The 18512-nt window shown below is 69.9% G+C and carries 21 protein-coding genes; 6 read left to right on the top strand and 15 right to left on the bottom strand.

The window, feature by feature from the left end; genetic code table 11:
- Nucleotides 1-1320, top strand: coding sequence for an FAD-dependent monooxygenase (locus tag ABJD39_RS07390; RefSeq protein WP_348613544.1), 1320 nt, complete (start codon nt 1-3; stop codon nt 1318-1320).
- 312 nt (nt 1321-1632) lie between these two features.
- Entirely contained in the window at nt 1633-2871 is a 1239-nt protein-coding gene (locus ABJD39_RS07385) for an MBL fold metallo-hydrolase (protein WP_348613543.1), read from the top strand.
- A 39-nt stretch (nt 2872-2910) separates the two neighbouring features.
- Here ABJD39_RS07385 and ABJD39_RS07380 read toward each other — a convergent pair whose 3' ends face one another.
- Nucleotides 2911-3585: an SOUL family heme-binding protein gene (locus tag ABJD39_RS07380; RefSeq protein WP_348613542.1), complete on the bottom strand. Its 675-nt coding sequence runs from the start codon at nt 3583-3585 to the stop codon at nt 2911-2913.
- Between the two features lie 89 nt (nt 3586-3674).
- Here ABJD39_RS07380 and ABJD39_RS07375 point away from each other — a divergent pair, with 89 nt between their 5' ends.
- Nucleotides 3675-5090 carry a PQQ-dependent sugar dehydrogenase gene (locus ABJD39_RS07375; protein ID WP_348613540.1) on the top strand — a complete coding sequence of 472 codons (1416 nt, stop codon included), beginning with the start codon at nt 3675-3677 and terminating at the stop codon, nt 5088-5090.
- Between the two features lie 71 nt (nt 5091-5161).
- On the opposite strand, the gene corA is transcribed toward ABJD39_RS07375, so the two are convergent.
- On the bottom strand, nt 5162-6184 hold the full coding sequence (corA, locus tag ABJD39_RS07370; protein ID WP_348613538.1) for a magnesium/cobalt transporter CorA: 1023 nt from the start codon (nt 6182-6184) through the stop codon (nt 5162-5164).
- Nucleotides 6181-6444 carry a hypothetical protein gene (locus ABJD39_RS07365; protein ID WP_348613536.1) on the bottom strand — a complete coding sequence of 88 codons (264 nt, stop codon included), beginning with the start codon at nt 6442-6444 and terminating at the stop codon, nt 6181-6183. The genes corA and ABJD39_RS07365 overlap by 4 nt, the downstream gene beginning before the upstream one ends.
- Before the next feature lie 77 nt (nt 6445-6521).
- On the opposite strand from ABJD39_RS07365, the gene ABJD39_RS07360 reads away from it, so the two are divergent.
- Entirely contained in the window at nt 6522-6941 is a 420-nt protein-coding gene (locus ABJD39_RS07360; protein WP_348613534.1) for a hypothetical protein, read from the top strand.
- A gap of 17 nt (nt 6942-6958) precedes the next feature.
- Here the strand turns inward: ABJD39_RS07360 and ABJD39_RS07355 are convergent, their stop codons facing one another.
- The 8 genes from ABJD39_RS07355 to ABJD39_RS07320 form a co-directional block, all read right to left on the bottom strand.
- Entirely contained in the window at nt 6959-7234 is a 276-nt protein-coding gene (locus ABJD39_RS07355) for a DUF5808 domain-containing protein (protein WP_348613532.1), read from the bottom strand.
- A gap of 116 nt (nt 7235-7350) precedes the next feature.
- Entirely contained in the window at nt 7351-9006 is a 1656-nt protein-coding gene (locus ABJD39_RS07350) for a bifunctional N(6)-L-threonylcarbamoyladenine synthase/serine/threonine protein kinase (protein ID WP_348613530.1), read from the bottom strand.
- A gap of 6 nt (nt 9007-9012) precedes the next feature.
- Nucleotides 9013-9321, bottom strand: coding sequence for a 30S ribosomal protein S24e (locus ABJD39_RS07345; protein WP_348613528.1), 309 nt, complete (start codon nt 9319-9321; stop codon nt 9013-9015).
- A 101-nt stretch (nt 9322-9422) separates the two neighbouring features.
- Nucleotides 9423-9956, bottom strand: a complete 534-nt coding sequence (locus tag ABJD39_RS07340; RefSeq protein ID WP_348613526.1) for a GTP-dependent dephospho-CoA kinase family protein — start codon at nt 9954-9956, stop codon at nt 9423-9425.
- A 24-nt stretch (nt 9957-9980) separates the two neighbouring features.
- Complete coding sequence (gene spt4 / locus ABJD39_RS07335) at nt 9981-10178, bottom strand: transcription elongation factor subunit Spt4 (RefSeq protein ID WP_073308612.1); 198 nt, start codon at nt 10176-10178, stop codon at nt 9981-9983.
- Nucleotides 10178-10756, bottom strand: coding sequence for a DNA-directed RNA polymerase (locus ABJD39_RS07330; protein WP_348613524.1), 579 nt, complete (start codon nt 10754-10756; stop codon nt 10178-10180). The genes spt4 and ABJD39_RS07330 overlap by 1 nt, the downstream gene beginning before the upstream one ends.
- A gap of 1 nt (nt 10757) precedes the next feature.
- Entirely contained in the window at nt 10758-11156 is a 399-nt protein-coding gene (locus ABJD39_RS07325) for a PIN domain-containing protein (RefSeq protein WP_348613726.1), read from the bottom strand.
- A gap of 14 nt (nt 11157-11170) precedes the next feature.
- Nucleotides 11171-12400: a translation initiation factor IF-2 subunit gamma gene (locus tag ABJD39_RS07320; RefSeq protein WP_348613522.1), complete on the bottom strand. Its 1230-nt coding sequence runs from the start codon at nt 12398-12400 to the stop codon at nt 11171-11173.
- Between the two features lie 315 nt (nt 12401-12715).
- Between ABJD39_RS07320 and ABJD39_RS07315 the strand changes: the two genes are divergently transcribed.
- Nucleotides 12716-13684, top strand: a complete 969-nt coding sequence (locus tag ABJD39_RS07315; protein WP_348613520.1) for an NOG1 family protein — start codon at nt 12716-12718, stop codon at nt 13682-13684.
- 4 nt (nt 13685-13688) lie between these two features.
- On the opposite strand, the gene ABJD39_RS07310 is transcribed toward ABJD39_RS07315, so the two are convergent.
- The 4 genes from ABJD39_RS07310 to ABJD39_RS07295 form a co-directional block, all read right to left on the bottom strand.
- The gene (locus ABJD39_RS07310; RefSeq protein WP_348613518.1) at nt 13689-14123 is read right to left on the bottom strand and encodes an SHOCT domain-containing protein; all 435 of its coding nucleotides are present in this window, start codon (nt 14121-14123) and stop codon (nt 13689-13691) included.
- Nucleotides 14124-14203: 80 nt separating this feature from the next.
- Complete coding sequence (locus tag ABJD39_RS07305; protein ID WP_348613516.1) at nt 14204-14944, bottom strand: SIMPL domain-containing protein; 741 nt, start codon at nt 14942-14944, stop codon at nt 14204-14206.
- A gap of 59 nt (nt 14945-15003) precedes the next feature.
- Nucleotides 15004-16332: a TIGR00341 family protein gene (locus ABJD39_RS07300; protein WP_348613514.1), complete on the bottom strand. Its 1329-nt coding sequence runs from the start codon at nt 16330-16332 to the stop codon at nt 15004-15006.
- Between the two features lie 75 nt (nt 16333-16407).
- Complete coding sequence (locus ABJD39_RS07295; protein WP_348613512.1) at nt 16408-17133, bottom strand: 5-formyltetrahydrofolate cyclo-ligase; 726 nt, start codon at nt 17131-17133, stop codon at nt 16408-16410.
- Between the two features lie 162 nt (nt 17134-17295).
- On the opposite strand from ABJD39_RS07295, the gene ABJD39_RS07290 reads away from it, so the two are divergent.
- The gene (locus ABJD39_RS07290; RefSeq protein ID WP_348613510.1) at nt 17296-18504 is read left to right on the top strand and encodes a BMP family lipoprotein; all 1209 of its coding nucleotides are present in this window, start codon (nt 17296-17298) and stop codon (nt 18502-18504) included.
- Nucleotides 18505-18512 lie beyond the last annotated feature (8 nt).

The following is an 18512-nucleotide window of genomic DNA, read 5'->3' as shown; positions in this document are numbered from 1 at the left end:
ATGGTCGACGCCCCCACCGCGGGTTCGCCAGGGTCGGACCTGTCGGAGACTGATCCGCCCGAGGCCGATCGGACCGACCGTACCGACGTCGCCGTGGTGGGCTGCGGTCCCGGCGGCGCGGTCCTCTCGTACCTGCTGGCACGCAGCGGCGTCGACGTGACGCTCGTGGAACGGGAGGGCACCTTCGAGCGCGTGTACCGCGGATTCGGCTGGAACCCCGGCGTCGTCCGCTTGTTCGACGAGATGGACGTGCTCGAGGACGTGCTCGACCTCGCCCACGAGACGGTCGCCGAGGGGGCGTTCTCGCTGTACGGCGAGCGCGTTTCAGTCCTCGAGTTCGACCTGCTCGACACCGACTACCCGTACGCGCTGATGATGGAGCAGCCGGCGCTGCTCGAACGCCTCGTCGACCGCGCCGGTGCCTTCGACGGCTTCTCGTTTCATCCGGCCACGACCGTTACCGGACTCGTGACGGACGACGACGGAGCCGTTCGCGGCGTGACCGCCCGCGACCGCGCGGCCGACGAGACGGTCGCGGTCGAGGCGCGCTGTGTCGTCGGCGCGGACGGCCGCTACTCGACGGTCCGCGAGGAGGCGGGGATCGATCCGGGCCTGTTCGAGTCGCCGATCGATCTCGTCTGGTTCACGCTCCCGGCCGGCGCGGTCGACGCGGGCACGCAGGGGCAGATCGCCCGCGAGGGGGTCCTCGTCCACTTCGGCCTCGGCGGCGGCGACCTGCAGGTCGGCTATCTCCTCCGGGACGGCGAGTGGCCGGCGATCCGGGCGGCCGGCTTCGACGCCTTCCGCGGGCGCGTCGCCGCCGTCGACCCCGATATCGCCGCCGCCGTCGACGACAACCTCAACGGCTTCGCTGACACGACGTTACTGGACGTCTCGCCGGGGATCGCCGACACCTGGACCCGCGACGGGCTCCTGATCCTGGGCGACGCCGCCCACGTCGCCAGCCCGATCGGCGCGCAGGGCAACCCCCTCGCCGTCGAGGACGCGGTCGTCGCCCACGACCGGATCGTCCGTGCGCTCGCGTACTCGGAGGGGGTCGTCCCGCGGTCCCGGCTCCGCGCGTTCGAGGCACGCCGACGGCCGACGGTCGAGCGCGTGATCGCGCTCCAGCGGCGATCCGCCGCGAACCTCGCGTTCTGGCTCGACCACGGGCGGCGCGTTCCCCCGTCCCTCGTCCGCGTCGCGGCGGCGCTGTTCGGCCGCGGTGCGGCACGCTCCCGGATCGCCCGCCGGGCGATCGAATCGTTCGCCCTCGGCGACCGCTCCGTCACGGTCGCGCGGTCGCACTTCGTCGAGTGACGGTCGCCGCGCGACCCCCGTCGCGATCTCGATTTTACCCCTGATACGGGGGATCGAACGGCTATGTGGCGACTCCTCGCCGGATCCCGGTATGAACATGAATCGGCTGTCGACCCTCTCGGTCGGCGTGCTGTGCGTGCTGGCGCTGGGGGCAGCGGCGCTGGTCGCCGTCCAGGTGATCTGAGAGCGCCGCCGTCGTCGCCGTCGTTGCCCCGCCCGTGGGGGCCGTCGCGGCGTCGTCCGCCGGCGTCGGTTCCCCTCGTCCATCCCGAACCGACGAAGCCAACCACTCGGAGCGCCTCCGTCCCGCCAATGGAGATTCAGTTCCTCGGCGGCGCCCGCGAGGTGGGCCGCTCGGCGATTCTCGTCGACGACGCGCTCCTCCTCGATTACGGGATGTTGACCGGGGAACCGCCGCAGTACCCCGTCGGCCGGCCGGAGCCGGACGCGGTCGTCGTCAGCCACGGCCACCTCGACCACGTCGGGCAGGTGCCCGCCCTGCTGCGTGGCGACCGTCGGCCCTCGATCCACTGGACGCCGCCGACGGCCGAGCTGGCGCGGGTGCTCGCGCGCGACACGCTGAAGCTGCGCGGCTACGAGTGCACCTTCACCGAGAACCACGTCCAGCGCCTCGGCGAGGTCGAGCAGCGCCACGGCTACGGCGAACCGTTCACCGTCGCCGCCGGCGGCACCGAGTACGAGATCACCTTCCACAACGCCGGCCACATCCCCGGAAGCGCCCACGTCCTCGTTACTGACGGCGACACCCGGCTGCTGTACACCGGCGACTTCCACACCGACGACACCCGCCTGCTGTCCGGGTCGACGGCGCGCCCCGACGCGGACGCGGTCATCTGCGAGAGCACCTACTCGGACGTGACTCACGAGGACCGCGCCCGTGTCGAGGAGCGGTTCGTCGAGACGGTCCGCACCACGCGCTACGAGGGCGGTACCGCGCTGATCCCCGCGTTCGCGATCGGCCGTACGCAGGAGGTGCTGACGGTGCTGGAGGACACCGAGATCCGGCCGTACCTCGACGGGATGGGCCAGCGTGTCACCGACATCGTCCGGCGGTACCCCGAGTACGTCCGCGATCCGGAGGCGCTCCGGCGGGCGAAGTCCGGCGCGCGGTACGTGACGGGGAGTGACGGCCAACGAGAGCGCATCGCCGCCGACAACGAGGCCATCGTCACCACCTCCGGAATGCTCTCCGGCGGGCCGGTGATGCGCTACCTCCCGATGCTCCGCTCGGATCCGACGAACCGCGTCTGTCTCACCGGCTATCAGGTCGAGGGGACGAACGGCCGACAGCTGCTCGAACACGGCCGCTGTGAACTCGACGGCGGCGTCGTCCCCATCGCCGCCCGCGTCGAACTGTTCGACTTCTCCGCGCACGCCGACCGCGACGGCCTCCGGTCGCTCCTCGATGACTACCACGGCGCGACGGTCCTCGTCAACCACGGCGACCGGTGCCCGACGTTCGCCGAGGAGTTGCGCGCGGACGGCTACGACGCCGCGGCACCCGACCTCGGCGAGACGATCGCCGTCTGATCACTGTCGCGATAGCCTCACACGACCGCCTCGCACCGCTCACCCGGCCGATTCCACCGAGACGGCGACCTCGTTGCGCCGGAGGAACGGCAGCGTCCACGGCGCGTCGTACCCCATATAGAACGGCTCTCCGTCCGTCGGCACGTCCGCCGCCGCCAGCGACTCACGAAGCCGGTCGGTCTCCCGCTCGATCCGCTCGTCGGTCGGCCGCCACGAGAACCGCCGTACCGCGAGCGTTCGCTCTGGCACCGCCACGAGGGTCACGTCCTCGTCGGTCGGTCGTGGCGCCGACTCCGCGTCGTAGTCGGCGGGGAGAGAAAACGCCATGCGGGCACCATCGCCGGGGGCGTCCGTTCGCTCGACCGGCGCTGTCATCGGGATGGAGACGCCGTCGGAGTCGTCGTTCGCGCGGCCTCCGTCGCCTCGGCTCTCGCTGTCGCTCACGTTCACGGGCGCGGTCATCGAGATGTCGTCGCTCGCCTCGTTGGCGCCGGAGATGTACCTGAATAGTCGCCGGAAGGCCTCGTGCTCGTCCTCCGCGACCGTCTCCGCGAGGACTGTCGGCGGGTACCGGCGAAGCTCCGTGTCACCGATGTGCGCGACGACGGTGTACGGCACCGTCTCGGTCGTGTATCGCTGGTAGAGGCCCCATAGCCCGACAGCCGCTGCGAGTCCGCCGGCGGCTCCGAGCGCGATGGACGTCGTTCGCTTCATGCCGAAATGTACGTTCCGTGGCACCATACCGTTTCCCGTGAGCCTGAACCGGCGACGGGTATTCCCTTCGACGGCTCGTTACCGCGGTCATGAACCGACCCGAACGGGGGAAACTGCTCGATCGTCGGTCGTTCCTCCGGCGCACGGGGGTCGCGGGCACGTTCGCGGCGACGGCCTTCGCGGGCTGTGTGGGCGCTCCCGGCGGCGGACAGGCGACCGATCCGACCGACGCATCCGACACGACCGCCGGAACCGACACCGCCGACGCGACCGAGGGAACCACCACCGACGGGGCGCCCGTCGGTCCCGGCTCGCTGGCGACCGAACCAGTCGCCGAGGGGTTCCCCTCGCCGCTGGGACTGGAGGCGCCCGCCGCCGTCGACGGCCGCCTGTACGTCGTCGATCAGGGCGGCACAGTCACCGTCGTCGCGAGCGGGGGGGACGACGGCTCCGGCGGCGACCGGTCGCCGTTCCTCGATGTGGCCGACCGACTGGCCCGGGCGGGCGGCGAGATGGGACTGCTCGGGCTCGCGTTTCACCCCGAATTCCCCGACGAGGACCGAGTGTACGTCCGGTACAGCGCCCCTCTGCGCGACGAGATGCCGAGCGACTACAGCCACACCTTCGTCCTCTCGGAGTTCCGTGCGACGCCCGACGCCGCCGTCCCCGACAGCGAGCGCGTCCTCCTCGAGATCGCGGAGCCGCAGGCCAACCACAACGCCGGGTCGATCGTGTTCGACCCGGACGGACTGCTGTACGTCGGCGTCGGCGACGGCGGCGGCGGCGGCGACCGGGGGACCGGCCACGTCGAGGACTGGTACGACGGCGTCGCGGGCGGCAACGGCCAGGACGTGGCGGAGAACCTCCTCGGCAGCGTTCTCCGCATCGATCCGCTCGGCGGCGACGACGTAGGGATCGGCGACGGCGGCGACCCCTACGGCGTTCCCGACGACAATCCCCTCGTCGACGGCGAGGGACTTCCGGAGCAGTACGCGTGGGGCTTCCGCAATCCGTGGCGGTTCAGCTTCGATCGCGAGACGGGCGACTTCCTCGTCGCCGACGTGGGACAGAACCGCTACGAGGAGGTGAACCGCGTCGGTGTCGGCGGCAACTACGGCTGGAACGTCCGGGAAGGGTTCCACCCGTTCGACGCCGCGGAGGCGCCGACGGAGACGCCCGACGGCGACCCGCTGATCGACCCGGTGATCGAGTACCCCCACTCCGGCGACGGCGAAGTGACCGGGATCTCGGTCATCGGCGGCTACGTCTACCGCGGCGACGCCGTCGCCGACCTCGCGGGGACGTACGTGTTCGGCGACTACCGCCCGGGCGGCGACCTGTTTCTGGCCGAGCCGCGCGAGTCGGGTCGATGGCCGACCCGCGCGGTCGCCACCGACGGGCTCGGGGGCGGGCTGCTCTCGTTCGGGGAGGGGCCCGACGGGGAGTTGTACGTCTGTACCGTCGGCGACGACGGCGGGTCGGTGCGGCGGATCGTCGACGGGTGAGCGTCACGCGGCGGCCGGCGGATCGACTCGGCTCTGGCGGCGGACCGGTCGCGCCGTCGACCCCGTTCGGATCACAGCCACCCCTCGCGCCGGAAGTACGCGACGAGCACGAGGGCGATGCCGGCCATCCCGAGCATCGTCGCGTGGTACGCGTACGGCCAGCCGAGCTCCGGCATCGACTCGAAGTTCATCCCGAACACGCCGGCGACGAACGTCAGGGGGAGCACGATCGTCGCGACGACCGTGAGCCGGCGCATCACTTCGTTCGTCGACTGCGACAGCGTATTGAGATAGATGTCGCGCGCGCCGGCGGTGAGATCGCGGTACGTTTCGGTCAACTCCACCACTTGCACGAGGTGGTCGTACACGTCCCGGTAGTACTTCTCGGTCGCCTCGGCGATCTGGTCGGCGTCGCCGCGCGAGAGCGCGTTCACCGCGTCGCGTGTCGGCCACACGACCCGCCGGACCGACAGCAGCTCCCGCCGGAGTTCGTTGATCGCCGCGAGAGTGCTCGGGTCGGGCGCCTCGATGACGCGCTCTTCGACGGTCTCGATGTCGTCCTCCAACTCGTCCAGCAGGCGGAAGTAGCCGTCCACGATCCGGTCGACGACGAGGTAGCCCGCGAAGTCCGCCCCGCGCGCCAGCGCCCGCCTGTCGGCGCCCGCGAGTCGGTTCCACACCGCCTCGACGGCGTCGTCGCTGTCCGTCGTCACCGTCACCAGCCAGTCGTCGCCGACGAACACGCCCACCGGACGCGTCCGGAGCTCCTCGAGAAACGTCGTCTCGCCGACGCGAAATCGCGCGCTCTTCACGAGCAGGAACGCGTACTCGTCCAGCAGCTCCGACTTCGGGCGGGCGTCGCCGAGCACGTCCTCGACGTGCAGGGGGTGGATGTCGAACCGTTCTGTTACCGTCGCGAGGTCGCCCGTCGGTCGCGGAACGCGCCCCGCGCTCGCCTGTTCCTCCCGGGCTGCGGCGGCGTCCCCGTCCGCTGCGTTTACCCACACCCACGTCGTGCCCGGCGCCTCCGCGGCCGCCGTCACCTCCTCGAACGTCGCGGCCTCCCCGTCCGTGTACGACATCGCGCGGATCACCGCGACTCACTCCCCTCGTGTGCCTCGCTCCTGGGCTCGGTCGCTCCCGCATCGCTCCTGGGCTCGGTCGCTCCCGCATCGCTCCTGGGCTCGGTCGCTCCGCCGCCGCTCCGACCGTAGGTCACCGTCGAGAGCGTCACGCCCACGAGTAGTCCCGCGATACTCGCCTCCCGACCGGGGTACGGTGCGACGGTTCCGAGGACGTAGCCGGCGAGCGACGACACCATCAGCGCCGCCGACGCGAGGAACGGCCCGTTCATGCGACCTCCCTCGGCGTCGGTCCCCCTAACCGTTCGGGCGCACAACGCCCTTGGTGTGTGGTGACGTAACCCAAGGTATGTCCGTCGACGAACCGGCTTCACCCGTCCCCGACCTGACGGCCGACGAGCGAGCCGCGCTGCATTCGGTACAACTCGGGATCGAACACGCATACCGCGCGTACGCCGATCTGCTCGGCTGTCACCATAGAACCGGCCACGCGATGGACCGCTTCGCGGAGGCGGAAGACCTCCTCCGAGCTGCCGGCCACGACGAGTACGCCGACGAGATCCGCGACCGACTGCTCCCCGCGGGCGTCGTCGAGGACCGCTGGACGTACGAGCTCGTCACCGCCTATCGGCGGAACCTCCTCGACGAACTGGACGCGTTCGAGGCGACCGTCCGCGAGGACGTCGCCGACGGGGTCGACCACGTCTCCGAGCGCGCACAGCAGCGCGCCTGGCGGGATCGCGCGGAGTCGGAGAAGTGGACGGAGTAAGCGTCGAATCCCGACGCTCAGTCGTCGTCGACGACGACCTCGACCGGCTCGGCCTCCTCGTCGGCGTCGCCGTCGCCGCTCGAGCGCTCCTGGTACAGCAGCGCGCCCGCGACGACGAGGACGAGCCACGAGCGCCAGTTCGCGAGGTTGAGCGTGTAGCCGATGCCGAACGGCTTCTTGACCAGCATGCCCTTGCCGGGCTTCCAGTACGAGGACAGCAGGCGACCGACGCTCGGACGCTCGAAGTTGTACGGGATCCCGAAGAGCTCCCCGGTCTGCGGTTTGTCTGCCATGACTCGGATAACAACGCCGTCGGATAAATCGTTTTGGCTCGTGCCGGACAGTTCGGCGCCGAAGGTTCATCCGGGATGGCGACCCGGTCGTCCCGATGCGTTGACCATCGGCGGCGCTACTGATAGCGACCGCGTCCCTCGACGCCGCGGAGCCGGTCCAGCACGGCCGGGTCGCCGACCGCCCGATAGCCGTCCTCGACCGCCGCGACGAGCCGGCCGGCCTCGCTCGCGGTACCCTCGATCGACTGCTCGAACACGTGCAAGTCCATCGCGTAGTCCTCGACGTGATCGGAGCTGAAGCCGAGGCCGAAGTCGATGAAGAAGAGCCGTCGGTCTTCAGATCCGCCTGTACGCCCGACTCTGACGTTGCGCGTCGTCGGGTCGCCGTGGGCGATCCCGGCGTCGTGGAGCCGCGCGAGGTGCTCGCCGACCGTCCGTGCGCGGTCGGCGGTGAGCGCCGCCGCCAGATCGCGCTCCCCGACGAACTGCATCGTGATCGTCGCCTCGGCGACGTCCACGTCGCGCACGAGCGGCGTCGGCACGCCCGCCTCGCGGGCGGCCGCGAGCAGGCGCGCCTCCGCTACGGTCCGGTCGCGCCGCAGCGTCGCGTCCAGTTCCGGATGGCGGTACCCCTTCGGGAGCCGCCGTTTCACGACCTCGTCGCCGCGGACCTCGACGGTCGCCTCCGCGCCGCGCAGGTCGGTGGCGTCGCGGTCGTCCCTCTCGCCATCCTCCTCGCCGGCCGCGCTCGGCACCCGCGCGACCGACTCGCCCGTGCGCCAGGTCACCGGCACCTGATCCGGGCGGAAGTCGGGGTCGATGGCGGACTCGGCCACCGCGACGGTGTCGCCGGCGGCGGCCATCTTCGCGCCGAGCACCGCGATCATCCCGGCGTTGTCGCGGAGAAAGCGCGGCTCGGGGGCGTGGAAGTCGGCGCCGCGCTCGGCGCACATTCCCGCGAGCATCTCCCGAAAGCGCGCGTTCTGCCCGACGCCGCCGCCGAGCACCAGTTCGTCGGTGCCCGTCAGCGACAGCGCCCGCTCGGCCACCTCGGTCAGCATGGCGAAGACGTGCTCCTGCAGCGAGAAGCAGATGTCCTCGACGGGAACGCCGTCGTCGGAGGCGGCCTTCGCCGCCGACATGATCCCCGAGAACGAGAAGTCCATCCCCTTCACGACGTAGGGCAACTCGACGAACTCGCCGTCCTCGGCGTGTTCCTCGATCTTCGGGCCGCCGGGGTGGCTCCAGCCGACGTGGCGCGTGAACTTGTCGAGGGCGTTGCCGACGCCGGTGTCCATCGTCTCGCCGAGCACGCGGTAGCGACCGTCGTGAAAGCCCAGCAGGTGAGCGTTCGCGCCCGAGGCGTTCAGACAGACGGGCGAGTTGAAGCCGGCGCGGTGGCGGCCGATCTCCAGGTGTGCGACCATGTGGTTGACGCCCACCAGCGGCACGTCGAGCGTCCGCGCCAGCGCTCGCGCCGCGGTGGCGACGATTCGCAGGCACGGACCGAGCCCCGGGCCGCGCGAGAACGCGACGGCGTCGACCGGCGGCTCGTCGATAGCGCGGTCGTCGTACTTCTCGCGGGCGTGTTCGAGAGCGGTCTCGACGACCCGCGGGATCGCATCGCCCATGTGTTCGGCGGCCTCGCGCGGGTGAATGCCGCCGCTGTCGGGTTCGTAGGGATCGGACTCGATAAACACGGAGTCGGCCTCGGCGTCGAACACCGCGGCGCTGGCGCACCAGGCCGTGCCCTCGACGCCGAGGACGCGCATCCGGCGTTAGGCTTCCTCTGCCTCGGCGTCCTCGTCGCCGGTGATGGCGTTCCGCTCGAGGACGTAGTCCTGCTCCACGTCGGCGGCGTGATCGGCCGTCTCGTACACCTTCGCGTAGCCGACGGTCTTGCGCATGCCGAACTTCGTGTCCAGGTCCTGGATGACGACCTCGTCGGAGCCCTTGTCGAGCTTGGCGGCCAGCGAGTCCCGGACCTGCAGACGGGCGGGGGTTGCTTCGTCGTGTTGCACCTCGAACCGGACGTCCGTCCGGTGGAGCATGGGGTTCTCGTCCTCGGAGATGATGTCGATGTCCATGGTTCAGTTGTCAGTGAGTGCGCCCGAGAGGCGGAAAAGGATTTCGAAGGGGCTGTACCCCGATTCAGCGGCCGCGAGCGGAGCCCGGCGTGTGCGACTGGCTACCCGTCGACGCCCAGCGCCGCCAGCGCCCCAGCGGTGTCGCCATCGAGCTTCCCGAGGAGGTCCCGCGCTTCCCGCTTCGACTCCGTGGTCACGTCTACGAGCACCATCCCCTGATCGGGCTGGCCGTAGACGACGCTCGCGCCCTCGGGGGCCGCGACGATCGCGGGAACGGTCGCGAGGTCCTCCTCGCCGGTCACGTGGATCACGATCGGGTCGTCGCTCGCGAGCGCCTCGACCAGCGCGTCGAGCATCGCCGTCGAGAGCGTCGCCGGCTCGTTGTCGACTTCGAGCCGGCGATTCTCCCCGTCGAGGACGGCGGCGATCTCCTCGCCGACGGCCTCGCGCTTCGTCTTCCCGTCGATCACGGCGACGTCGGGGTCGCGGCCGGCGACGCGGAGGTGGTAGGTGACGACGTCGCCGACGGCGACGATCGGGTGGCCGGCGTCCGCGAGCAGTCGCTCGGGGTCGGTGTAGACGGGGCCCATGGGATCTTTGAACGCGCCGCGAAGGTCGTCGGGGAGCGTGAGCATGGCGTTCGTCCTCGCGCTCGCCCGTTACCGGACCTTCAGCGCGTAGCTGCCCGGCTCGCTCACGTTCATCTCGGGGGCGATCTCGGACTCCTCGGGGTGGGGAATGATCACATACCCCGCCCAGTCCTCCGTCAGCGAGGAGGAACCGCAGTTCTCGCAGGTCTGAGCGTCCGGGCCGTTGACGAAGTGGCACTCGCGGCAGGCGAGGCGGTCCTCCGCCATCAGTTACCCTCCGCGGGGGCCCCCTCGGCACGGCGTCGAACGTCCGCCTCCAGCCAGGCGTGCTTGCCGAGCCCGGGCTGTTTGGCGGTGAGGCCGATCTTCGAGTCGCGCGGATTGCGCTCGTCGATCGACTTCGTGACGACGCGCACCCTGACGGCGTCGTCGACGCCGAGCGTCCGGTCGGACTCCGTCGAGGCGAGCTGCTGGTTCTCGCCGTCGTACGCGAGGTACTCGTCGGAGATCTGCGAGACGTGCAGCAGGCCGTCGACGGGGCCGATGCCGACGAAGGCGCCGAACTCGACGACCTCCACGACGTTCCCGTCGACGACCTCCTGCATGTCCGGATCGAAGGTCACGGCGTCGAACTCCGCCTGATAGTAGACGCCCGGTCTGTTCGGGAGGACGGCGCCGTCGCCGATGTCTTGGACCTCGATGACGCTGACAACGCTGCCGACGTCCTCGTCCATGCGTCCCTCCAACTTGTCCTGCAAGAGCTTGCGGACGCGGCCGCGGCTCACGTCCGCCAGATGCTCCGGCGGGACCTCGACCGTGTCCTTGAGTCGTACCCGTTTGTACATGCTATGGTTCTGTTATCGCGAGTGTGTTCGCGCCCCTTAAACCGATTACGCGTACGCCCCGAGCGAGGAGGCGCTCGCGCAGGGGGCGGTCGTTCGTGACGACGTAGCCGTCGACGCTCGCGTCGGCGCCGGTGTCGGCGCCGCCCGCGACGAGCTCGACGACCGCGTCGTCGGCGTACTGATCCGTCGTTTCCACGACTCGACACCGCTCGGCGAGGTCGCGGCCGACCGACGCTGCGGTGGCCTCCTCGCCGGCGCCCGCCGCGAGCTTCTCCAGCTCGGCGACGACCGCCTCCGGGGTGACGAGGTCGGGGTCGTCGACCAGTCGGTCGAGTTCCTCGAACACGCGAACGCCGCACTCGACCGGCATCATGAGCGCGTTCGTGTCGAGGACGACCATCGTCACCGGCTTCGTTACTCCGTGAGGGTCCCGACGCCGATGAGGCGCCAGCGGGCGCCCATCCGGCGGTTGATCGCGATCTTCGCTCCCTCCTCGGCGCAGACGGGGCGTTTGAGGTTGACCTCGCACTCGCCCGTCCGGGCGCTCGTCACCGCGCCGACCGTGGTCGCGGTGCCGACGGTGAGCATCAGCGGCTCGCCGGTGGAGATCTCCTCGACGTCACCCTCGCCGACGACGCGGTCGAGCAGTTCGACTTCCATCTCGAACGCGTTCCTGGTCGGCGGCAGCGTGCCGGGCTCGCCGGCGACCTGGCCCGCGAGCGCGTCGCCCTTCGTCAGGCTGGGGTCGAGCCCCGTGCCGACGCCGAGCAGGCCGCCCGGCCCGACTTCGTCTTGGGACTGGCCGCCCGCCTGCAGCGAGCGCACGGAGGTCTCGATCGAGTGATACTCCGAGGAGCCGCCCTCCTCGATCTCACGGCCCGGGCGGAGTTCGAGTTCGTCGCCCTGCGAGAGGGTTCCCTGCGCGAGCGACCCGCCGATGACGCCGCCGAGGAGGTCCTTCGCCGTCGTTCCCGGGCGGTTGATGTCGAACGAGCGGGCGGTGTACATCTTCGCCGGGAGCGTCTCGTCGCGCTCGGGCGTGGGGATGCGCTCCTCCAGCGCCGAGATGACGAGGTCGACGTTGACCTCCTGTTGGGCGCTGACGGGAACGATCGGTGCGTCCTCGGCGACGGTGCCCTCGACGAACTCCCTGATCTGCTCGTAGTTCTCGCGAGCGCGCTCGTCGTCGACGAGGTCGATCTTGTTCTGGGCGATGACGATGTTCTCGATGCCGATGATGTCCAGCGCCATCAGGTGCTCTTCCGTCTGCGCCTGCGGGACGTCCTCGGTGGCGCTCACGACGAGCACCGCGCCGTCCATGATCGACGCTCCGGAGAGCATCGTCGCCATCAGCGTCTCGTGGCCCGGGGCGTCGACGAACGAGACCGTCCGCAGGATCTCGGTGTCGACGTCGTGCTCCGGGCACGTCTCCTCGACGGTGTAACACTCGGGCTCGGCACAGTCGGGGCACCGACGCAGCGTCGCGTCGGCGTACCCCAGACGGATGGAGATCCCGCGCTTCATCTCCTCGCTGTGCTGGTCGGTCCAGTCGCCCGACAACGCTTGCACTAGCGTCGTCTTTCCGTGGTCGACGTGACCGACGAGTCCGATGTTCACCTCCGGTTGTGTTTGCTCCGTCACCATGAGCCTCCGAGAGTAGTCTCGTTGGAACTTCGCTTCGTGCGACTGATAAAGGTGCTGTTCCGACGATGACGGCTTCGCGTGCGTGTCTCTCTGTTTCAGCCGCGCCGCGCGGGCGCCGTTTCGGGTGGAACCGCTGCCATGGCCGCGGTCTGTCTGCCCGGAGCACGCGAGCGATCTCCGCGTTGCGCTCGGCTGTCGCACCGCCACGTCGTCCTGCCCGCCCGTCACTGCGACTCCGCCAAACACACCCGAGAGCACGCGAAACCCGAACGAACGGGCTTATACGCCGTCGTCGTCAACTCCCTGCAACTGACTATGACATTCGAAGACCTCCCCACCACCCCCCGCGCGGAGGAACTCCTCGACAAGGCGTTCTCCCGCGCGTCCCGGACGGGCCGCGCCAAGGACGGCTGGGACGCTCAGGAGTCGATGCTGATCACCGCCGCGAACATCCTCTCGGACAACCTCGCCAACGTCTCCACCTCCTGGCCCGACTTCGAGTTCGAGGTCGAGCCCTTCTACTACGAACTCGCCGACGCGGTCGTCGACGTGGACGAACTGCGCCAGGCGCTCTCGGAGGTCAACTGGGCCTCCCGCCGGATCGACGAGCTCCGCTCGGAGTACCAGGCGAAGATGCGCAAATCGGGCGTCGAGACCGCACGCAAGCACCGCAAGCAGGCGTTCGCCCGCATGGCCGACATCATGGACGAGATCGAGGACGATCTCCTCACCGTCGGGGAGGCGCGCGACGCGCTCAAGACGCTGCCGGATATCCGGCCCGACGAGCCCGCGATCGTCGTCGCCGGCTACCCCAACGTCGGCAAGTCGTCGTTCGTCAACCACGTCACCCGCGCCTCCAACGAGATCGCCTCCTACCCGTTCACGACGAAGGCGGTCCAGATCGGCCACTTCGAGCGCGACCGCATCCGCTACCAGATCATCGACACCCCCGGCCTGCTCGACCGGCCCGAGGAGGACCGCAACGGCATCGAGCGACAGGCCGTCTCCGCGCTCACCCACCTCGCGGACGCCGTCCTGTTCGTCGTCGACGCCTCCGGGGACTGCGGCTACCCGCTCGCTGACCAACTGGAACTGCTCGCGGAGGTCGAGGAGCGGTTCGACGCCCCGGTCCTGACTGTCTGCAACAAGAGCGACCGCTCGAGAGACGTGGATGCGGACGCGTACATGAGCGTCACGGAGAACGAGAACGTCGACGCCGTCCTCGACATGGCCGTCGAGGCGGTCGGCTTCGAGCCGGACCTGCCCTCCCGCGGCGAGAACTGAGGCGCTACTCGGATTCTCGGGTCCGGGTTCGCGATTCGGTTGCGTCGAACTCGCCAGTCTCGATCCAGCTGTCGGCGTCGAGTAGGTGATCGAGCCGCCGTTCGAATTCCTCATCGGAGACTTCCCCGTCCGCGTAGCGGCGCTTGAGGCGCTCGACGGGATCGGGCTCTCCGTCCGTTTCCGCTCCGTCCGCCGGCGTCGCGCCCATCCCTGCTGTCGCATCCGCTGTGTTCGTCCCGAGTTGTCGGAGCCGAACCCATCGGACGACGACCCATAGCGAGAAGGCGCCGAGAATCACCGACGTCGTGCCGACGACGGTCGTCGTTGGAACCCGACCGACGTACCACAGCGCGGCGACGATCACGATGACGTCGACGCCGAACGCGAGGAACAGTCCGAGCATCGCGCCGGTAACGATTCGCGGGTCCGAATCCGTCACGTCGGCGTGTCGTCGGCTAGATCACTTGGCTGTTCCCCTCGATCCGCCATGGTCGGCAGTGGAGAGTTCGACGCGACTCGTCACTCCAACTCGTAGGTCACCGTCACCGAGGCCGACACGGTCACCGGGCCGGGGTCGAACGACGTGGAGGCGCCGGCGTCGGCGGTCTCGTAGACGACCCGCGAGTCGTACGGCGAGACGCCCGCCGAGCCGACCCGCATCGACAGCTCGGTTCCGACCGACCGGTCTGCGGCGCCGGCGGCCGTCTCCGCGGTCGCGCGGGCGTCGCCCACGGCGGCCGCGAGCGCCTCCTCGCGGAGCTCGGCGCGCCGCTCGTCGCTCAGCGTGAAGCGGACGTCCTGTACGGCGGTCGCGCCGTTGTCGACCGCCAGGTCGACGGCGCTGCCGGCGTCGTCGGGGGTTGTCTCGAACGCGAGCGCGTGGTACGCGCGGTAGCCGACCAGTTCGCGCTCGTCGCTCCGGTGGTCGTACTCGGGCGACAGCCGGAAGTCGACCGTGCGCACCTCGTAGCCGGCGTCGGTCAGGGCCTCGCGGAGCCGCTCGACGTCGGCGGCGACCTGCGAGCGGGCCGCGCTGGCGTTGTCGGCGGTCGACTCGACGGCGACGGTTATCTCGGCGCGGTCGGGCGAGGCGCTCACGGTCGCGGTGCCGTCGGCGGTGATGCTGTTCACGTCTGTCGCGTTCGCGCCCGTCGCGGCCGCGGCCGCGTTGGTGGCGCTCGATCCGGTCGTCCCGGCGCAGCCCGCGAGCACGAGCATGGCCGCGACGAGTAGCGCGGGGAGTGCTGTAGTTCGGTTCATGCCCGAACAGACGACCGCGCGGACCGTTAAGCTATCTTACACACAAATGCGCGTTTGTGTCACGCTGAGTCCCCGCCGGTGCGCGACTCCTCGACGGGAACGTACCGCACCGACACGTCGGCGGTCGCGGGCTCGCCGATCCCGAACGGCGCCTCGACGTCGTTCGCTAGGCGTGTCGCGAGCGCCTCGGCGATCCGCGGCGGCGTCGTTCCTGGCGGGTGGCCGACAGTCACCGTCACCGCGGTCGGCTGTCGGAAGGGGAACCCGCCGTACGTCACCTCGACATTGAGTACGCGCGCGTCGCCCTCGAGCAGGGCGTCGGCTTCCTCTTGGGCGGCGGTCTCGAACTGCGCGCTCTGATAGGAGGCGACCGTCACGCCCGCCAGCACGGTCGTCGACAGCAGGATGGCGACGCCGAGCACGGCGACACGCCGGAGGGTCGTCGCGCGCGTCTCGTCGAGGCGCCAGAACGACTCCGGGCGGTAGCCCTTGTACCACAGCGTCGCCAGCGCGGCGAAGTTGATAGCGGCGAAGTTGACGACGACTAACAGCGCCGCCCCGGCGACGGTGCCGGGTTGACCCCACGCGATCCCGATTCCGACGACGGCGGTCGGCGGGACCAGCGCCGCCGCGATCATAACGCCGACGAGCGCCGACGAGACGCCGGAGGCGAGCGACAGCGCGCCGGCGACGCCCGATCCCAGCGCGATGGGCAGCGAGAGTACGTCCGGCGCGAGCCGCTCGCGTACCTCCGCGATCGAGAACACCTCCTCGACGCCGAAGGGGACGACCCGCCCGTATCGGAGTACCGCCGCGAACGCGGCCGCGCTCGCCACCCCTAGAACGGCCCCGAACGCCTGGAGCTTCACCCCGCGAGCGAACAGCTCCTCGTTGTCGAGTACGGTGCCGACGCTGGCGGCCATCGCCGGCCCGATCAGCGGCGCGATCACCATCGACCCGACGACGACCGCCGCCGAGTCGAGCAGCAGTCCCGCCGTGGCGACGACGGTGCTGATGACCGTCATCGTCACGAACGCGCCCAGCCGGGGCGACATCTCGGTCGCCCGTGCCTCCAACTCCTCGCGGGCGATCCGGTCGCCGTTGCCCTCCTCGTCGTTGGCGTATCGCTCCTCCAGCTCCTCGAACCGCTTCGAGACCACGGTCTCGGCGGTGAGGACGACCGTGTAGGCGTCGCGTTCGAGCCCGGCCTCCCGAAGCTCCGCGAGCACGGGCTCGACCGCCTCCGTCGGCAGTGGGAACGAGACGACTGCGGTGTACTCCCGCCCGCTCGTCTCGTCGGAGAACACGTAGTCGATACCCTCCTCGTCGAGGGTCGAGAGGACGGTCTCTTGCTTGCCCGCCGGCACCATCACCTGAACCAGTCGCACGGGGGAACCTCAACGGAGCGAACAGTTATAATCGACGGGCGGTGTCGGCCCCGGGAGACCGTCCGCCGACGTGGTTCATTTCGGCTGCAGCCGCTGCAACACCGGGATCGACTCCAGTTTCTCTGCGGGGAGCGCGTCCCAGTCGACGCCGTCGGGGCGGGCGAGGCGGGTGTCGCTGCCGGCGACCACGCCCGGCCGGATCGTCCGCTCGGGGGTGCAGATCAGATCCAGCGGCACGTCGTGAGAATCGAGATTCACCTCGTCGCTCACGACCTGCCGTTCGTGGACCGTCGTCGCCACCGCGGTCGCGTCGTCGACGGCGCCCAACTCCGACAGCACGGCGAACTCCAGATCCGCGAACCCCTCGCCTTTCCCGACGCGGCCGCCGGACTCGGTGACGGCGACGCTTCCGGAGACGATCAGATCGACGTGGGGAACCTCGTCGGGGCCGACGGGGACGCCGTGGTTCGAGGAGCCGGAGACGGTGGTCGCCTCGTCGATGTCGGGCACCTCCTCGGGCGCCAGCCGGAGGAACGGGTGCTCCTCCCGGAGCCGGGGGACGGCCATGTAGACGGTCTTGCCCGCCCGGAGGGCGGCGCGACGGACTGGAAGCTGGGGGGCGTCGGGATTCGCCTTGAGCGTCTCCGCCGACTTCCACTCCGGGGTGTCGGTCAGGCGGTCGCACGCCTCGTCCGCCCCGGCGAAGTTCGGGATCCGGCCGTGCGGCGGGAACGGGAAGCGGGCCTCACCCGACTCCTCCAAGTCGTCCCAGATCCGCTCACGGAGGGGCTGTTTGTCCATGGAGCGTGTCGGGATCCTCACGGGATAAGCGTCGTGCTCGATCCCAGTGTTGTCGACTCCTGATTCTTCGGCGCCGCCCTGCAGTTTGCTCCCGCGAACGATCGATGATTCTCCCGCTACTGAGTAACTTTTTTATGCAGGTCAGCTCATCGTTTATGGGATATGAGATCACGTTCTGATTCGGACAGCACTGACGGCGGATCGCGCTCCGAGCACGCCGAGCGGTCGGTCGACCGGCGAACCCTCCTCTCGTCGGGCGCGGCCGTCCTCGGCGGGACGGTCCTCGCCGGCTGTACGGGCGGCGGCAACGGCGACGGCAACGGTGGCGACGGAGACGGCGGGGACGATACCGGCAGCGACACCGACACCGACGGGAGTGACGGAGACGGTGGCGGAACCGGCGATACGACGAATGTCGCGATCGTCTCCAGCCCGGCCGGCTTCGACGACAACGCGTTCAACGACCTCGCGCTGGAGGGACTCCAGAGCGCGGCCGAGGAGTACGACATCGAGATCAACCAGGTCGAGGAGACCGCGCAGGCGCAGTACCAGTCGACGCAGTCGGAACTGGCCGCAAGCGGCGACTACGACCTCATCGTCCTGGTCTCGTACAACCACACGGAAGCGCTCACCCAGAACGCCGTCGACTACCCGGACCAGAACTGGATGCTGATCAACGACCACGTCGACGAACCGAACGTGGCCGGCTACACGTGGGCCAACCACGAGATGTCGTATCTCGCGGGCGTGCTCGGCGGGACGATGACGACCGAGGAGCTCTCCCACGAGGGGAGCGAGACGGACCCGGGGAGCGCCCAGATCGGGTTCGTCGGCGGGGTCGACGGGTCGCTCATCAACGCGTTCGAGCGGTCGTACGTCGCCGGCGCCGAGTGGGTCAACTCGGACGTCGAGGTCAACGTCGGCTACATCGGGGACTACACCGACACGGACACCGCGGCCGACATCGCGAGTTCCCAGTACGACGACGGCGCGGACATCGTCTACCACGCCGCCGCGGCTGCGGGTCGGGGCGTCTTCGAGGCCGCACAGAGCAAGGGGCGCTTCGCGATCGGCGTCGACGCCGACCAGTCCGTGACGCTGTCGGACTTCCAGGACGTCATCATCGGCTCGGCGGTCAAGTACATCAACGAGGGGACCCGCGAGGTCGCCGTCGCCGTCGCCGATGACGAGTTCGAGTCGGTCACCGGCGCGAACACCCTCGGGCTGGCCGAGGAGGGTGTCGACTGCGTCATCGGACAGGCGTTCGAGGGGGAGCTCCCCGACGCGGTCTCACAGAACCTCGAGGAGGCCAAGCAGGGGATCGTCGACGGCGACATCGAGGTGCCGTGCACCGCCTCCGGCTGTAACTGAGCCGTCAG

The sequence above is a fragment of the Halobaculum rarum genome (genome assembly GCF_040025155.1).
Taxonomy (GTDB): Archaea; Halobacteriota; Halobacteria; order Halobacteriales; family Haloferacaceae; genus Halobaculum; species Halobaculum rarum.
The sequence above is the reverse complement of the archived record's forward strand: the minus strand, read 5'-3'. Positions and strand labels throughout refer to the sequence as shown.

Bases quoted from the DNA above. Each gene is read 5' to 3' on its own strand.
- ABJD39_RS07325 (WP_348613726.1), bottom strand. From the start codon at position 11,156: ATGGTCGTCCTCGACACGAACGCGCTCATGATGCCGGTCGAGTGCGGC.
- ABJD39_RS07315 (WP_348613520.1), top strand. From the start codon at position 12,716: ATGACATTCGAAGACCTCCCCACCACCCCCCGCGCGGAGGAACTCCTC.
- ABJD39_RS07305 (WP_348613516.1), bottom strand. From the start codon at position 14,944: ATGAACCGAACTACAGCACTCCCCGCGCTACTCGTCGCGGCCATGCTC.
- ABJD39_RS07365 (WP_348613536.1), bottom strand. From the start codon at position 6,444: ATGAACGGGCCGTTCCTCGCGTCGGCGGCGCTGATGGTGTCGTCGCTC.
- ABJD39_RS07355 (WP_348613532.1), bottom strand. From the start codon at position 7,234: ATGGCAGACAAACCGCAGACCGGGGAGCTCTTCGGGATCCCGTACAAC.
- ABJD39_RS07345 (WP_348613528.1), bottom strand. From the start codon at position 9,321: ATGGACATCGACATCATCTCCGAGGACGAGAACCCCATGCTCCACCGG.
- ABJD39_RS07360 (WP_348613534.1), top strand. From the start codon at position 6,522: ATGTCCGTCGACGAACCGGCTTCACCCGTCCCCGACCTGACGGCCGAC.
- ABJD39_RS07390 (WP_348613544.1), top strand. From the start codon at position 1: ATGGTCGACGCCCCCACCGCGGGTTCGCCAGGGTCGGACCTGTCGGAG.
- ABJD39_RS07290 (WP_348613510.1), top strand. From the start codon at position 17,296: ATGAGATCACGTTCTGATTCGGACAGCACTGACGGCGGATCGCGCTCC.
- ABJD39_RS07380 (WP_348613542.1), bottom strand. From the start codon at position 3,585: ATGAAGCGAACGACGTCCATCGCGCTCGGAGCCGCCGGCGGACTCGCA.
- ABJD39_RS07340 (WP_348613526.1), bottom strand. From the start codon at position 9,956: ATGCTCACGCTCCCCGACGACCTTCGCGGCGCGTTCAAAGATCCCATG.
- ABJD39_RS07385 (WP_348613543.1), top strand. From the start codon at position 1,633: ATGGAGATTCAGTTCCTCGGCGGCGCCCGCGAGGTGGGCCGCTCGGCG.
- ABJD39_RS07320 (WP_348613522.1), bottom strand. From the start codon at position 12,400: ATGGTGACGGAGCAAACACAACCGGAGGTGAACATCGGACTCGTCGGT.
- ABJD39_RS07350 (WP_348613530.1), bottom strand. From the start codon at position 9,006: ATGCGCGTCCTCGGCGTCGAGGGCACGGCCTGGTGCGCCAGCGCCGCG.
- spt4 (WP_073308612.1), bottom strand. From the start codon at position 10,178: ATGGCGGAGGACCGCCTCGCCTGCCGCGAGTGCCACTTCGTCAACGGC.
- ABJD39_RS07330 (WP_348613524.1), bottom strand. From the start codon at position 10,756: ATGTACAAACGGGTACGACTCAAGGACACGGTCGAGGTCCCGCCGGAG.
- ABJD39_RS07375 (WP_348613540.1), top strand. From the start codon at position 3,675: ATGAACCGACCCGAACGGGGGAAACTGCTCGATCGTCGGTCGTTCCTC.
- ABJD39_RS07295 (WP_348613512.1), bottom strand. From the start codon at position 17,133: ATGGACAAACAGCCCCTCCGTGAGCGGATCTGGGACGACTTGGAGGAG.